The organism is Saccharopolyspora elongata, assembly GCF_004348985.1.
In the GTDB taxonomy this organism is placed as follows: Bacteria; Actinomycetota; Actinomycetes; order Mycobacteriales; family Pseudonocardiaceae; genus Saccharopolyspora; species Saccharopolyspora elongata.
Window position 1 is genome coordinate 1 of the sequence record NZ_SMKW01000042.1, and the last position, 13,439, is coordinate 13,439.

Below are 13,439 nucleotides of genomic sequence, written 5' to 3' on the forward strand. Positions count from 1 at the left end.
ACCGCCGACGTCGTCGGAGCCGCCACCGCCGTCGTCCGAGCCGCCACCGACGAGCTCGGTGCCGCCGCCGAGCAGCTCGCAACCACCGCCCAGCGGCGAATCGACCGCGCCGCCGAGCGCATAACGAGGCATGCTGGGCGCATGGGAATCCCGCTGCGCCCCTGGGCCGCCTCGCCCGCCGGAACCGGCACGCGGTGGTCGCACTACCGCGAATTCGGCCCTGCGAAAGAGGTTTCGAGCACGGTCTCGCTCTGCTGGCAGGGATTCGCCGGCTGGGACCGGGAGTTGCGGATCCTCCCGGACGGCTGCGCCGACCTGGTGTGGGACGGGCGCAGCCTCGACGTGGTAATCACCGCCGGAGCCCCGGAACGCCGCTGGCTGCCTGGAACCGCCCGGACGCTGGGCCTGCGGCTGCGCCGCGGCGGCGCTGGCTCGCTGCTGGGCCACGGGCTTTCCGAGCTACCGGCCGGGACGACGAGGCTTGCCGACCTGTGGGGACGGCGAGCGGGGCGGGCCGAAGAGCTGCTGGCAGCGTCGAAGTCCTTCGAGGCGCGGCGAAACGTGCTGGAAGCGCTGGTCGCCGAGCGGCTGCGAGATGTCCAGCCGGACCCACGGGCCATCGCTGCGGCGCACGGTCTTGCTACGCCAGGGGCGAAACCCGCGGACGTCGCCGACGAGCTCGGCATCAGCGAACGAGGACTCCGACGGCTCCTGCGACGCGAAACCGGGTGCGGGCCCAAGCAACTGCAACGCATCCTCCGCTTCCAGCGGTTCCACCGCCGCCTGCCCGCGCTGGCGCGCGGACGCACGTCGCTGGCGGTCGTCGCCGCCGAGCTCGGCTACGCCGACCAGTCACACCTGGGACGCGAATGCCGCCTGCTGTCCGGCTCATCGCCCGCTGCGCTGGTGCGCAGCTGGACCCGGCAGGACGCGTTGGCCGAAAAGTTCCAGACGGCACGGCCCGGGACGGCCAGGATCGGGCCCCGTGACAACCCGTTCCGAAACCGCTGAAGCCTTCCGCATCACCATCGCGGTCCGCAGCGACGACCTCGACGTCAACGGCCACGTGCGCGGGCCCGCGTACCTCGCCTACGGCGACCACGCCCGGTGGGCGTGCCTCGCCGCCGCCGGTGTCGACCCCGAGCGACTGCGCGCCCAGCACGACGTGGGCCCGGTCAACCTGGAGACCACCGTCCGCTTCCACCGCGAACTGCGACCGCTGGACCAGGTCGAGGTGACGTGCGCCTTCCAGTGGGGCGACGGCAAGACGTCCCGCGTCGTGCAGGAACTCCGCGCCCCGGACGGCACCCTGGTCGCGGAGGTCGAAAGCGTCTCAGGCCTCCTGGACCTGACCCGGCGCCGCCTGGTCGCCGACCCGGCCCGCTACTGGCGCGAGCTGGCCACCCGCCCGCAACTGCTGGGCCTGTAAACCACTTCCACAGCGGGTTTCCGCTGATCACTGCAGAAACATCGCGCTGGAAGCCCGTCGCGCGCAAAACCGCCGGAACTCCCTTCAGCAGCACCCGAAACCGCGTGCCGGCCGAACTTCGCGGGAACGCCGGGCAAGCTCGGGGTTTACCGGCGGGGAACTGTGTGGGAAGCTGCTGCAAACGCTTGCAGTGGCTGGCTGCCGCCCGTCGTCGCTGGTTATCGCCCGTCCAGGGCCGCTCGGCGCTCCGGTCGTGCCGGCGCGGGAGGAATGCCCATGAGCACCGTCCACTCTGGTCACCGGCTGCCGCCGTGGGGTTATGTCGCCGCAGGCACCGCCGTCATCCTGGCGACCTACCTCTACCTCCTGATCGAGCGACCGTCGAGCCTGCACGAGAGCGGGCACGGCAGCTCCGCCGCGCTGATCGCGCTCGGCGGCTACCTGATCGGCTCGCTGCTGGTCATCGCCGGCGCCAGCGCCCGGTTGCCGACCTCCACGGTGGCGATGCTGCCGGTGGCGATCGCGATCAACGTGGTGATCGGGCAACTGGTCAACATGCTGGGCCTGCCGGTGTACCTGGACTCGATCGGCACCGTGATCGTCGGCGCGCTCGCCGGGCCCGCCGCGGGCGCAGCGACCGGGGCGCTGTCCAACATCATCTGGGGCCTGACGATCTCGCCGCCGCTGTTACCGTTCTCGGTCGCCGCCGCGGCGATCGGCGTCCTGGCGGGGCTGGTCGCCCGCATCGGCGCGTTCCGCAGCCTGTGGACCGCGCTGCCCGCGGGCCTGCTCGCCGGTGTCGTCGCCGGGATGCTCTCCGCGCCGATCGCGGCGTTCGTCTTCGGCGGCGGCGGCTCGCCGGGCCGCACCGCGTTGCAGGCCGCCTTCCAGGCCTTCGGCAACAGCCTGCTGGACGCCGCGACGCTGACCGGGCTCGCCACCGATCCGCTGGACAAGGTGGTCACCTTCGCGATCGCTTTCCTGATCCTCGCCGCGCTACCGGCGAGGTTCCGGGAACGCTCGCCGTTCGTCCGCAGGCACGCGGTGTTCGGACGGCGCACCGCGGTGCTGGAAGGGCTGACGCGATGACCTTCTACCAGTTCGGCGACTCCAGGGTGCACGCGCTCAACCCGATCACCAAGCTGGTTTTCGCGATCGTCGTGATCATCGCCGCCTTCGCCATCAACGCGGTCTGGTTCCCCGCGCTGCTGTGGCTGCTGCTGGCCGCGACGGCCGCGACGGCGGGAGTGCTGGGCCGGTTCGGCTCGGTGACGCTGAAGTTCTTCGCCCCGTTCCTGCTGCTGATCTTCCTCGCGCAGGGCCTGTTCTACCCCGGCGAAGGACCGGTGCTCGCCGAGTTCGGCCCGCTGCAGGTGCAGCAGGACGGGCTGCTGTTCGCCACCCAGACGGGGCTCAGACTGCTGGTGCTGGTCGACGCATTCCTGTTCCTGCTGCTGACCACGCACCCCAGCAGCCTGATGACCGCGCTGGTGCAACGCGGATTGCCGCCCAACATCAGCTACGTGGTGTCCGCGACGCTGCAGATCATCCCCACCTTCCGGGCCCGCGCGCAGCTGATCCGACAGGCCCAGCAGGCTCGCGGCCTCGCGCTCGACGGCGGCCCGGTGCGCCGCGCCCGGACGCTGCTGCCGCTGGTCGGGCCGCTGGTGCTGGGCGCCTTCACCGACGTCGAAGAGCGGGCGATCGCCATGGAAGCGCGTGCCTTCGGCGCCCCGACGAGGCGCACCAACTTCGAGGTAATCCCGGATTCGGTCGGGCAGCGGGTGGCGCGCTGGGCGTTGTGGATCTGCGCGGCCGCCGCCCTGGCCGCCAACGCGCTTGGAGTGTTCTCGTGATCGAGTTCAGCCGGTTCAGCTACGCCTATCCGACGAGCACCGCTCCGGTGCTGCGCGACATCGAGGTGGCGATCCCGGAGGGCCAAGTGTGCGGGCTGGTCGGCGCCGGCGGCGCGGGCAAGTCGACGCTGGGCTATGCCGCGGCGGGGCTGATCCCGCACGCGCTGGGCGGCGACTTCACCGGCCGCGTCACCACCGCGGGCCGGGTCGTGGCGGACACACCGCTGGCCGAGGTGGTCACCGAGGTCGGGCTGGTGCTGCAGAACCCGTTCAACCAGATCTCGGGCGCGAAGTACTCGGTGCGCGCGGAACTGGCCTTCGGGCTGGAGAACCTCGGCGTGGCGCGCACGGAGATGGTCGACCGCATCGACGGGATGCTGGAGCGGCTGCAGATCGCCCACCTCGCGGAGCGCTCGCCGTACGAGCTCTCCGGCGGCCAGCAGCAGCTCGTCGCGTTGGCGGCGGTGCTGGTGATGAAGCCGCGGGTGCTGGTGCTCGACGAGCCGACGTCGCAGCTCGATCCGGCGGGCAGCCGCCTGGTGTTCGCGGCCCTGGAGGAGTTGCGCGGCACGGGCATCACGGTGCTGCTGATCGAGCAAAAGCTCGAACAGCTGGCGGAGTACGCCGACCGCGTTCTGGTCCTCGCCGAAGGTTCGGTCCGGCTCGACGGCGAACCGGAGCGCGTCCTGGCCGATCCTCGCCTGCCCGAGTGGGGCGTCGGCACGACGCGGTTCACCGACGCGGCCCGCAGGGCGGCCGAACTCGGGCGCTGGCCCGCGGGCCGGGACCTGCCGGTCACCCTGCCGACCGCCGTCGCCGGCTTCACCGAGGCGCTGGGAGAAACCCGATGAGCATCGAGATCGAATCGCTGGTCTACCGCTTCCCGAGCGGCGTGACGGCGCTGGACGGCGTTTCGCTGAGTATCCGCGCGGGCGAGAAAGTGGCCGTGGTGGGCCAGAACGGCGCGGGCAAGACGACCTTGGTGCGTCACCTCAACGGCGTGATCAAGCCCACGGCGGGCCGGGTGGTGGTCGACGGCTGGGACACCGCGGACCACACCATCGCCCAGCTGGCGACCAAGGTCGGCTACCTGTTCCAGAACCCGGATCAGCAGCTGTTCGCCCGAACGGTCCGCCAGGACGTCGAGTTCGGGCCCCGGAACCTGGGCCACCCGCAGTCTCGCCGGGCGGAACTGGTGACCTGGGCCCTCGAAGCCACCGGCCTCATCGACCGCGCCGATACGCACCCGTACGAACTGTCCCTGTCGGACCGCAAACGCGCCGCCCTGGCCGCGGTCCTCGCGATGGACACCCCGATCGTCGTCCTCGACGAGCCGACCACGGGCCAGGACCACAATGCGGTCCAGAACATCGCGAAGCTCATCGAAACCTTTCACGGCCAAGGCAAAACGGTCGTGGCGATCACCCACGACATGGACTTCTGCGCGGAGAACTTCGACCGGGTGATCTCGATGTCGGCCGGCCGAGTCCTGTCGGACGCCCCACCGGACCAAGCCTTCGCCGACGAAGAAGCGGTGCGGAACGCGGCCCTGGAATCTCCCCAGATCCTCCGCCTGTCCCAAGCCCTGGCGCTGCCCCCGACCACCTCGGTCACCACCTTCACCGAATACTTGACCAGGTGAGGAGCAACGTTGCCGCAGGCACTCCGGCCGTGAGTCTTTTGGGTCGCCATAGCAGCCCAAAGACTCACGGCCCCGTGACCAGCCGCAACGCGAACCTCGCAGCTGCGGGGCCAGCATCGCGACCCAGGCACTCACGCACGTGCTGCCTCGGGGCGGCCCTGCGAGCTGGGGATCGGGCGGGTTCTCTCGCGGCGGAGGACGAATTCCACGATGGTCAGGTTGATGATCCAGCCCAGCCACTGGCCGATCGGGATCGTCATGTCCACCGCCGCCGGGACCGAGCCGCCGTACATCGCGCCGATGAACGGGAACTGGGCGAGCAGCAGCAGCGGCACCACGATGCGCGACGTCACGGCCAGGAACGTCAGCGCGTAGTTGCGCATCATCCACGCCCGGTGGGCCGCGAAGTCGCGCCGCCGCGCGGCCCGGACCGCCAGCGCGCCCGTCACCAGCCAGCCGACCGCCGGGATGAGCAGGCCGACCCTGGTGAGGGCGTGCTCGGCCAGCAGCGCCACCGGGATGCCGGTCAGGCCCGCCGGCAGCACCCCGGCCAGCAGATAGGCCCGGCCGACCACCCGGTGCAGCCGGCGGCGAGCCCGCAGCGCGGGGATGAACTGCAGCGGCCCGAGCACGAGCGCGACCGCCGCTGTGAAGATGTGCACGAGCAGCAGGATCCAGTGCGCCTCGCCGCGCACCTGGATCCGGCTCGCGTCCACGTCGAGGAGCACGTACGGCACGACCAGCGCGGTGCCGCCGACGACCGCGGTGGTCAGCAGCAGCCAGCCGCGCCGCACCGATCTCCGCACTCCCGATTTCGCCGTCATCGTTCCGCCTTCCGTCGGGGTGGCCGCCGGAACCCCGGTCCCGGCGGCCACCGGAGATCAGCCCAGCTCGGTCAGCCGCTCGCGGTACTCGTCGGTGCCGATCTCCCCCTTGGCGAACCGCTCGGCCAGGATCTCCTTCGCCCGCTCGACGGCGGAGCGCCGCCGCGGCCGGCGAACCGCCAGCCAGACCACCGTCGCGATCAGCGCGGCGACCAGCACCAGGAAGAACAGGCCGATCAGCCATCCCGGGCCGCCCTGCGGCCCGTGCCAGCCGGGATTCGGGCCCCACTGCACCAAGAACTCGGTCAACATCACTGCCACCTCCGAAACCGCTCCCGTTGGTCGGATCGAGTCTCGGCCCGGCGGGCGGCGCTGTCGTCGGCCACCGAGCGACACCCGGACTACCGCGCACGACGTAGCCGGCGTACGCAGCACCGCGGATCGGGTGTTGACGCCGCTTCTCCCCGGCGGTCACCATTGCGCCATGCGCAGCTCGATGCGCATTGAGGAACAATCCCGACGCCGCTTCCGGTCCAGGTGGGAGTTGCCGATGAGGATCCTGCTCGCCGACGCGTTCCCGGCCGCGCACCTCGCGGAGCTGGCCGACCACGGCCATGACTGCGCCTACCGGCCGGACACCACCGCCGATCAGCTCCCCGACCGGCTCGACGGGTTCGACGCACTGGTGGTCCGCAGCACCCGGGTTGCAGCCGCCGCGCTCGAACGCGCCGACGGCCTGCGGCTGGTCATCCGGGCGGGAGCCGGCACCAACACGATCGACTGCGAAGCGGCGTCCCGGCTCGGGATCCGCGTCTGCAACGTGCCCGGGCGCAACGCCGCCGCGGTGGCCGAGCTCGCGTTCGCGCTGCTGCTGGCGCTGGATCGCAACATCTGCGACAACGTCGCCGACCTGCGGGCCGGGCATTGGGACAAGAAGCGCTACTCGCGCGCACGCGGCATCTTCGGCCGCCGGGTCGGCGTCATCGGCCTCGGCCAGATCGGCCTGGCCTTCGCCGAACGCGCTGCGGCGTTCGGGATGGCGGTGCACGCCGTGGCCAAGCCCGGACGCGCGCCGGAGACGCTGGAGCACGCGAACGCGATCGGCGTTCGCTTTGTCGACGACCTGACCACCCTCGCCCGCACCTGCGACGTGCTCTCCCTGCACGCGCCCGCGACCGACGCCACGCGGCACCTGATCGACGCCGACCTGCTGGCGCACGTGCAGCCTGGCACGATCATCCTCAACACCTCGCGCGGGGAACTCGTCGACGAGGAGGCGCTCATCGAGGCCATGGCGGACAAGGACATCCGCGTCGGCGTCGACGTCTACGCGGACGAGCCGGCGACGAGCACCGGGCGCATCGAGTCCCGGCTGGCCCGGCATCCGAACGTCTACGGCACCCACCACATCGGGGCGTCCACCGAGCAGGCGCAGCAGGCGGTCGCCGCCGAGGTGGTGCGGATGGTGGATGCGTTCGAGTCGGGCACGGTGCTGCACTGCGTGAACCCGCAACCCGCAACGCATTCCGGCGAACGCTCGTGAACGCCACCCGGCAGGACGGCGCCGGGATCACCGCCCGGCCGCCGCGCGCGCTGTTGCGCGGGAGCGGAGACCTCGGACCGGCAGTGGTGGTCTACCGGTTGGAATCCGGCGGGCACCGGCAGACCGGTGTCGTGGTCGAAGTGTCGGTCGACGACTACCGCGGCGGCCGGATCCGCCGCCACGAAGCCACCCAACCGGCCCGGGTGCGCGAGCTCGAAGAGCAAGCCGAGGCAACCGGGGTCGAGCGGATGCCGGTCATGCTCGTCCACAGAGGACACCTGTCGATCGCCGACATCACTTCGGCCGCTCCAACGGCGCGGCTGCACGACGGGAGCGCCACGCACACGGTGTGGGTCCGGCGCGACGAAGCGGGCGCGCGGGCGTTGTGCGACGAGATCGGCCGCATCGGCAACCTCTACATCGCCGACGGCCACCACCGGATGCTGGCCGCCGATCGCTACGCCGCCCGGCGCGGCCTCGGCTCCGACCACCCGAGCGCCTTCACGCTCGCGGCGCTGTTCCCCAGCGACGAGATGCGCATCCTCGGCTACCACCGCTGCTTCGCCCTGGCGCCGGACAACACCGCGCGGGACGTGCTGGACCGCCTCGCCGAGCATCCGCTGACCGAGCGGATCGAGGAATCCCCTGCGGCGGACACGGAACCCGGCGTGGTGGCGGTCGGCCTCGGCGACCGGTGGTACCGCCTGCGGCTGCGCGCCTCGGGCGTTCTCGACGCCTTCGCCATCGAGCAGGAGATCCTGCCGAAGCTGCACGACCTCACCGCGGGCGAGGCCGCGGCCGACAGGCAGCACGCGGTGGAGGCCTGCTGGTGCGGCGGCCGGAACGCGTTCCGCCTGATCCCGCACCCGCCGACGATCGACCAGGTGCTGACCACCTCGGACGAGGGCCTGCCGATGCCGCCGAAGTCGACCTGGTTCGACCCGAAACCGACTGCGGAGCTGTTCCTCCGCCCGCTCATCTGAACGAGTTTCCGGCACAGCTAGGGCACCTTTCACTTCCCGACGGGACACCGGACCGCAAAACCCCTGCCCGCACGGCAGATTCCGCATTACGATCACGCGCCGACGCGTCGATCAGGAGGTTTCGCCGTGCTGGAGAACGCCGCGGGGGAAAGACCGCGAACGAAGCAAGCCGCACGCCCGAACGGCGCACCGGCCGGGCGCCGAAGCCGATCGCGGCCGGGCAGGCGGTCGTTGACCGCCATCGCCGGAGCCGCGCTGCTGGTCGTCGGGCTACCGGGGACCGCCTACGCAGAACCGCCCGCGGCGCTGCCCGCGAGCTTCGACGAGGTCGACGGCAAGTGGCAGCCGGCCTTCGACTACGACGGCGACGGCTGCTACCCCACCCCGGCGATCGGCCCCGACGGTTTGATCGCCGAGGGCCTGAAGCCCTCCGGCGCGCTCGACGGGAACTGCCACGACCAGTCCGACCTCGACAACACCAACTCGTACTCCCGCGCCAAGTGCGTCGACAACGGCTGGTGCGCGTACCTCTACGACCTGTACTTCGAGAAGGACCAGGCCCTCGGCGGCGTGGACGACATCTTCGGCCACCGGCACGACATAGAGCACGTCGTGGTGTGGGTGCGCGACGACGAGGCGAAGTACGTGTCGACGTCGGCGCACGGCAACTATTCCACGCGGCCCGCTTCCGAGGTCTCCTGGGAGGGGAACCACCCCAAGATCGTCTACCACAAGGACGGCGCCAGCACGCACTGCTTCCGCCTGGCGGGCCGCGACGAGCAGCCGGAGAACCACTACGGGACCTGGCAGTACCCGGACCTGGTCAGCTGGAACAACTTCCCGCCCGGCATCCGGGACAAGCTGACCGGAGCCGACTTCGGCTCGGCCAGCCTGGCGATCAAGGACGGCGCCTTCGAGCAGAACCTGGAGAAGGCCAAGCCGGGCGAAGTCGAGTTCAACGCCTACGAGTGATCACTGCGGCGGCTGGAGGACGGCCTCGGCGAGCGCGTCCGGGGCCTCCTCCGGAATCCAGTGGCTGATGCCTTCGAGCTGCACGAATCGGTACGGCGCCGCCACGTGGTCGCCGCACCGCAGCGCCCCCGCCCGGCCCAGGGCGCCGTCCTCGGTGCTCCACACGTAGGTCGTCGGGACGGTCACGGACGCGAGTTCGTCCATGCGACCCATCGCCCGGTACCAGTTCAAGGCGGCCGTCAGCGCGCCCGGCTCGCTGAGCACCCGGATGTGCTCCTCCACCAGCTCCGCGGGGACGTCGTCGCTGAACACGGCGCGCAGCCGCTTCGCCCCGTCGGCCAGCAGCACATGCTCGGCCTTGCCCTCCTGCCGGAAGAGCTTGATGTACTCGGAGCGGCGCTGCTGGTCGGCGTCGTTGCGCAACGCCCAGCCGAAGGCGGCCGGGTGCGGCACGGACACCGCGGTCAGCGTGCGGACCCGGTCCGGGTGCCAGCCCGCGAGGTGCCAGGCCACCACCGAGCCCCAGTCGTGGCCGACGACGTCCACTTCGGACAGACCCAGCGCGTCGATGATGCCCACCGCGTCGGCGACCAGGTGGGCGATCCCGTACTGGTCGGCGCCGTCGGGCCGGGCACCGGGCGAGTAGCCGCGCTGGTTCGGCGCGATCGTGCGCAACCCGGCCGCGACCAGCCGCGCCGAGACGAGGTCCCAGCTCCGCGCCGTCTCCGGGAAGCCGTGCAGCAACAGCACCGGGCGTCCCTGCGCGCCGCCCGCGATGGCGACGTCGAAGGTCAGCGGTCCGACGTCGATCCGTTCGTGGTGGCCCGAAACATCCTGCGTCATCAGCCGTCGCTCCGAGTCAGGTTCCGCATCCGAGGGCGCGCCCAACATACCATCCGGTCGGTACGTCCCGCCAGGGACGCCGTCGCGACTGTCCACTAGGGACTCGCCGCGCCCCGTTCGGCTCGTGAGCGTTTTGGATCGCTATAGCCATCCAAAACGCTCACGAGCAGCATCACCCCGGGAGCACTCCCCCGCGCAGTTCCCAGCGGCGGGTGATCGGGTTCCGGACCCACCGGAGTTCGGTCTCCTGCTCCCACGGCTGGAGCGCGTCGAGGTGGCGGGCCCACAGCCGGTTCTGGGTCGCGAGGTACTGCCTGATCCCGGCGAGCCGGTTCTGCTGCTTGTTACGAAGTGGCGTGCGCATCGTGTTCATCCCCGAGAAGAGGTCCGATCGATGGCACTCAGTTTCCGATGGACCAATTCCTGCCAACAGTGGCAGCGATGCCGTTGTGCCGCAAAATCCTGCCAGCTATCGTTCAGGCATGCTGCGTTCCGTGGCAGCGGTCGTCCTGGACGGCGCCGCTCCGTTCGAACTCGGCGTGCTGTGCGAGGTTTTCGGCCTCGACCGCACCGCCGACGGGGTTCCACCGATCGAGTTCCGGGTGTGCGGGCAGCGCCCGGGAGAGCCGCTGAGCACGTCGGTGGGGATGAACATCGTCCCCGAGCACGGGCTGGAGGGACTGGACGGGGCCGATGTCGTCGCGGTCCCGGCCGGCCAGATCCGGGACATCTACCCGGCGAAAGCGCTTGCGGGCCTGCGAGACGCCGTCGCCCGTGGCGCCACTGTGCTCTCGGTGTGCTCCGGCGCGTTCATGCTCGGCGCGGCCGGGCTCCTCGACGGCCGACCCTGCACGACGCACTGGTACTACGCGACCGAGTTCCGCCGCAGGTTCCCGACCGCCCGGCTAGACCCGGACGTGCTCTACGTCGACGACGGGAACGTCGTGACCAGCGCGGGCACCGCCGCCGGGATCGACGCGTGCCTGCACCTGGTGCGCCGCGAGCTCGGTTCGGCTGCGGCGATGAAGATCGCCCGCCGGATGGTCGTCCCGCCGCAGCGCGACGGCGGGCAGCGCCAGTTCATCGACCTGCCGGTGCCCGAATGCTCCGGCGACAGCCTGCAACCGCTGCTGAGCTGGCTGCAGGAAAGCCTGGACGACGAGCACACCATCGCCAGCCTCGCGGGACGGGCGCAGATGTCGCAGCGCACGTTCGCGCGTCGCTTCGTCGCCGAAACCGGGACGACCCCGAACCAGTGGCTGGCCACCCAGCGGGTGCTGCACGCCCGGCGGCTGCTGGAGGACACGCAGCTCGGCATCGACCAGATCGCGCGCGAGTGCGGGTTCAGCACGGCCGCGCTGCTGCGCCACCACTTCCGCCGCATCGTCGGCGTCACGCCGCGCGACTACCGCCGGACCTTCTCCCGGCCCGCCGAGGTGGGGTGAGCGCTCAACGGCGGGTGGCGCAGGCGATGCAGGTCGTCACGGCCGGCAGCGCCTCCAGGCGCTCCGGTGCGATGGGCTTCCCGCATCGCGCGCACACCCCGTAGGTGCCCTTGTCCAGGCGCGCTGCGGCCCGGTCCAGCTCATCGAGCTCGTGGCGGGCATCCGCGAGCAGCCCCTGCACCTGGGCGCGCTCGTACGCGAGCGTCGCGCCCTCCGGATCGTGCTCGTCGTCGGTGCCGGTCCACGTCGAGACCTCGCCGATGGACTCCAGGTGGCGTTCCAGGGACTCGACGCGCGCCAGCGCGCCGGCACGCTCCTCGGCCAGCCTTTCCGACGCCGTCCGCGGCCCAGGCGGGGACGGCGCGTCCTGCGACGCCCGCTTGTTCATAACGAGGTGAACGCCGCCGCCCGGCCGCCTATTCCGCCGGTTCAGGCGTTGCGGTCGCCGCTATGCGCCGGTTCCAGGGCATCGGCGCTCTCCGCCGGGGCTTTCGCCGCGGAGCGGGAGCGGAGCAGGCTCGCCGCGGTCGTCACCGCCAGGGTGAGCACGATGAAGCCCAGCGAGGCGGCGATGCCGATGTCCGGGACGGCGAAGCGGATCTCGTCGATGTGCGAGCCGTGCAACGCCTCGATGATCAGCTTCAGCCCGATGAAGCCGAGGACCACCGCGAGGCCGTAGCTGAGGTAGACCAGGCGGTCCAGCAGCCCGCCGATGACGAAGTAGAGCTGCCGCAGCCCCATCAGCGCGAAGGCGTTCGCGGTGAAGATGATGAACCCGTCCTTGGTGAGACCGAAGATCGCGGGCATCGAGTCGAGCGCGAAGATGACGTTGGCCAGCCCGAGCGCGGTGACGACCACGATCATCGGGGTGAACATCCGCCGCCCGTCGACACGGGTGGTCAGCTTGCCGCCGTCGTAGGAGTCGGACGTCGGCAGCACCCGTTGCAGCGCGCGGGTGATCGCGTTGTCCGGCTCCTCTGGCTCATCGCCGGCGCCGTCCCTGGCGACCTTGATCGCAGTGTAGATGAGGAACGCGCCGAAGATGTAGAAGACCCAGTTGAAGGCGCTGAGGGCGGCGACGCCGGCGGCGATGCACACGCCGCGCAGCACCAGCGAGAGCACGATGCCGATGAACAGCACGCGATGCTGGTGCTCCTTCGGCACGGCGAACCGCGACATGATGATGACGAACACGAAGAGGTTGTCGACCGAGAGGCTGTACTCGGTCACGTAACCGGCGAAGAACTCCGCGCCGCTGGTGGGCCCGGCGAAGACCAGCAGGATCGCGCCGAAGACGGCCGCGAGGGCGACGTAGCCGGCGACCCACAGGCTCGCCTCCCGGACCCCGACCGCGTGCGGGCGACGGCCGACGAACACCAGGTCGCCCACGATGAGAACGGCCAGCGCCGCCAGGGTCGCGATCCACACCCACATCGGGAAGTTCATCGGCACGTCACCTCCGTGCGCCAACGCGCGCCGGGACCGGACGTGATTCCAGTCCCGACAATTTGCATTCAGTATACTGTATGACCTCGATCGCTGAATCGGATCATCGGGAGAATTCGACGCAGGCATAGGAAAAACTGCCCGATCGGAGCAGAACTTTTCACCGAACAAGGAATATTCGCACCAATGGAATCATTCGGCCAACTTGGCGCGATTCCGACATTCAACTGCATAACCGTCTAATTCCCTTATACACAAAGGACAACTGTCCGATCCCGTACCGGGAGATCATCGACATCCGGCCGGGCGACGTCAACGTTGGTCCGGACACATCACCCCACCCGCACGCCCAGCGACGCCCCTCCGGATTGGTCCACATCAGACAGTGGAACCGAGGAGGCGTCCCGACGGAGCTCGGCAGCGGGCAGGGGCGATTTCGCGCGAACCCCCTCCCCT

Annotated in this window: 16 protein-coding genes; 10 read left to right on the plus strand and 6 right to left on the minus strand. The window is 70.6% G+C overall.

What is annotated here, in order from left to right:
* Positions 1–141: 141 nt before the first annotated feature.
* The 6 genes from E1288_RS27465 to E1288_RS27490 all read left to right on the plus strand — a co-directional run bounded on the left by E1288_RS27465 (position 142) and on the right by E1288_RS27490 (position 4,927).
* Positions 142–1,011 carry a helix-turn-helix domain-containing protein gene (locus E1288_RS27465; RefSeq protein ID WP_132489982.1) on the plus strand — a complete coding sequence of 290 codons (870 nt, stop codon included), beginning with the start codon at positions 142–144 and terminating at the stop codon, positions 1,009–1,011.
* On the plus strand, positions 986–1,429 hold the full coding sequence (locus E1288_RS27470) for an acyl-CoA thioesterase (protein WP_132489984.1): 444 nt from the start codon (positions 986–988) through the stop codon (positions 1,427–1,429). Before E1288_RS27465 ends, E1288_RS27470 begins: the two co-directional genes overlap by 26 nt.
* 276 nt (positions 1,430–1,705) lie before the next feature.
* The gene (locus E1288_RS27475; RefSeq protein WP_207954571.1) at positions 1,706–2,518 is read left to right on the plus strand and encodes a hypothetical protein; all 813 of its coding nucleotides are present in this window, start codon (positions 1,706–1,708) and stop codon (positions 2,516–2,518) included.
* A complete protein-coding gene (locus E1288_RS27480) occupies positions 2,515–3,285 on the plus strand; it encodes an energy-coupling factor transporter transmembrane component T family protein (RefSeq protein WP_132489986.1) in 771 nt (256 codons plus the stop codon). The genes E1288_RS27475 and E1288_RS27480 overlap by 4 nt, the downstream gene beginning before the upstream one ends.
* Positions 3,282–4,136 (plus strand): energy-coupling factor ABC transporter ATP-binding protein, encoded by an 855-nt coding sequence (locus E1288_RS27485; protein ID WP_132489988.1) that lies wholly within the window; start codon positions 3,282–3,284, stop codon positions 4,134–4,136. Before E1288_RS27480 ends, E1288_RS27485 begins: the two co-directional genes overlap by 4 nt.
* Positions 4,133–4,927 carry an energy-coupling factor ABC transporter ATP-binding protein gene (locus tag E1288_RS27490; RefSeq protein ID WP_132489990.1) on the plus strand — a complete coding sequence of 265 codons (795 nt, stop codon included), beginning with the start codon at positions 4,133–4,135 and terminating at the stop codon, positions 4,925–4,927. Before E1288_RS27485 ends, E1288_RS27490 begins: the two co-directional genes overlap by 4 nt.
* Positions 4,928–5,058: 131 nt before the next feature.
* Here the strand turns inward: E1288_RS27490 and E1288_RS27495 are convergent, their stop codons facing one another.
* Positions 5,059–5,751 carry a DUF2306 domain-containing protein gene (locus tag E1288_RS27495; RefSeq protein WP_132489992.1) on the minus strand — a complete coding sequence of 231 codons (693 nt, stop codon included), beginning with the start codon at positions 5,749–5,751 and terminating at the stop codon, positions 5,059–5,061.
* A gap of 57 nt (positions 5,752–5,808) precedes the next feature.
* Positions 5,809–6,063 (minus strand): SHOCT domain-containing protein, encoded by a 255-nt coding sequence (locus E1288_RS27500; protein WP_132489994.1) that lies wholly within the window; start codon positions 6,061–6,063, stop codon positions 5,809–5,811.
* Positions 6,064–6,301: 238 nt separating this feature from the next.
* Between E1288_RS27500 and E1288_RS27505 the strand changes: the two genes are divergently transcribed.
* From E1288_RS27505 to E1288_RS27515, 3 genes are all read left to right on the plus strand, one after another.
* A complete protein-coding gene (locus tag E1288_RS27505) occupies positions 6,302–7,294 on the plus strand; it encodes an NAD(P)-dependent oxidoreductase (RefSeq protein ID WP_132489996.1) in 993 nt (330 codons plus the stop codon).
* Positions 7,291–8,277: a DUF1015 family protein gene (locus tag E1288_RS27510; protein ID WP_132489998.1), complete on the plus strand. Its 987-nt coding sequence runs from the start codon at positions 7,291–7,293 to the stop codon at positions 8,275–8,277. Before E1288_RS27505 ends, E1288_RS27510 begins: the two co-directional genes overlap by 4 nt.
* A 231-nt stretch (positions 8,278–8,508) precedes the next feature.
* On the plus strand, positions 8,509–9,249 hold the full coding sequence (locus E1288_RS27515; protein ID WP_132490000.1) for an NPP1 family protein: 741 nt from the start codon (positions 8,509–8,511) through the stop codon (positions 9,247–9,249).
* Here E1288_RS27515 and E1288_RS27520 read toward each other — a convergent pair whose 3' ends face one another.
* The gene (locus tag E1288_RS27520) at positions 9,250–10,092 is read right to left on the minus strand and encodes an alpha/beta fold hydrolase (RefSeq protein WP_132490002.1); all 843 of its coding nucleotides are present in this window, start codon (positions 10,090–10,092) and stop codon (positions 9,250–9,252) included.
* 172 nt (positions 10,093–10,264) lie between these two features.
* Positions 10,265–10,456, minus strand: coding sequence for a hypothetical protein (locus E1288_RS27525; RefSeq protein WP_207954572.1), 192 nt, complete (start codon positions 10,454–10,456; stop codon positions 10,265–10,267).
* Between the two features lie 118 nt (positions 10,457–10,574).
* Here E1288_RS27525 and E1288_RS27530 point away from each other — a divergent pair, with 118 nt between their 5' ends.
* Entirely contained in the window at positions 10,575–11,537 is a 963-nt protein-coding gene (locus tag E1288_RS27530) for a GlxA family transcriptional regulator (protein WP_132490006.1), read from the plus strand.
* A gap of 4 nt (positions 11,538–11,541) precedes the next feature.
* On the opposite strand, the gene E1288_RS27535 is transcribed toward E1288_RS27530, so the two are convergent.
* Both E1288_RS27535 and E1288_RS27540 read right to left on the minus strand, forming a co-directional pair.
* Positions 11,542–11,925, minus strand: coding sequence for a TraR/DksA family transcriptional regulator (locus tag E1288_RS27535; RefSeq protein ID WP_132490008.1), 384 nt, complete (start codon positions 11,923–11,925; stop codon positions 11,542–11,544).
* Positions 11,926–11,966: 41 nt separating this feature from the next.
* Complete coding sequence (locus tag E1288_RS27540; RefSeq protein ID WP_132490010.1) at positions 11,967–12,983, minus strand: TerC family protein; 1,017 nt, start codon at positions 12,981–12,983, stop codon at positions 11,967–11,969.
* Between the last annotated feature and the right edge of the window lie 456 nt (positions 12,984–13,439).

Excerpts from the sequence above, each read along its gene's own strand:
- E1288_RS27465 (WP_132489982.1), top strand. The coding sequence starts at position 142 with ATGGGAATCCCGCTGCGCCCCTGGGCCGCCTCGCCCGCCGGAACCGGC.
- E1288_RS27475 (WP_207954571.1), top strand. The coding sequence starts at position 1,706 with ATGAGCACCGTCCACTCTGGTCACCGGCTGCCGCCGTGGGGTTATGTC.
- E1288_RS27480 (WP_132489986.1), top strand. The coding sequence starts at position 2,515 with ATGACCTTCTACCAGTTCGGCGACTCCAGGGTGCACGCGCTCAACCCG.
- E1288_RS27490 (WP_132489990.1), top strand. The coding sequence starts at position 4,133 with ATGAGCATCGAGATCGAATCGCTGGTCTACCGCTTCCCGAGCGGCGTG.
- E1288_RS27495 (WP_132489992.1), bottom strand. The coding sequence starts at position 5,751 with ATGACGGCGAAATCGGGAGTGCGGAGATCGGTGCGGCGCGGCTGGCTG.
- E1288_RS27500 (WP_132489994.1), bottom strand. The coding sequence starts at position 6,063 with ATGTTGACCGAGTTCTTGGTGCAGTGGGGCCCGAATCCCGGCTGGCAC.
- E1288_RS27505 (WP_132489996.1), top strand. The coding sequence starts at position 6,302 with ATGAGGATCCTGCTCGCCGACGCGTTCCCGGCCGCGCACCTCGCGGAG.
- E1288_RS27520 (WP_132490002.1), bottom strand. The coding sequence starts at position 10,092 with ATGACGCAGGATGTTTCGGGCCACCACGAACGGATCGACGTCGGACCG.
- E1288_RS27525 (WP_207954572.1), bottom strand. The coding sequence starts at position 10,456 with ATGCGCACGCCACTTCGTAACAAGCAGCAGAACCGGCTCGCCGGGATC.
- E1288_RS27530 (WP_132490006.1), top strand. The coding sequence starts at position 10,575 with ATGCTGCGTTCCGTGGCAGCGGTCGTCCTGGACGGCGCCGCTCCGTTC.
- E1288_RS27535 (WP_132490008.1), bottom strand. The coding sequence starts at position 11,925 with ATGAACAAGCGGGCGTCGCAGGACGCGCCGTCCCCGCCTGGGCCGCGG.
- E1288_RS27540 (WP_132490010.1), bottom strand. The coding sequence starts at position 12,983 with ATGAACTTCCCGATGTGGGTGTGGATCGCGACCCTGGCGGCGCTGGCC.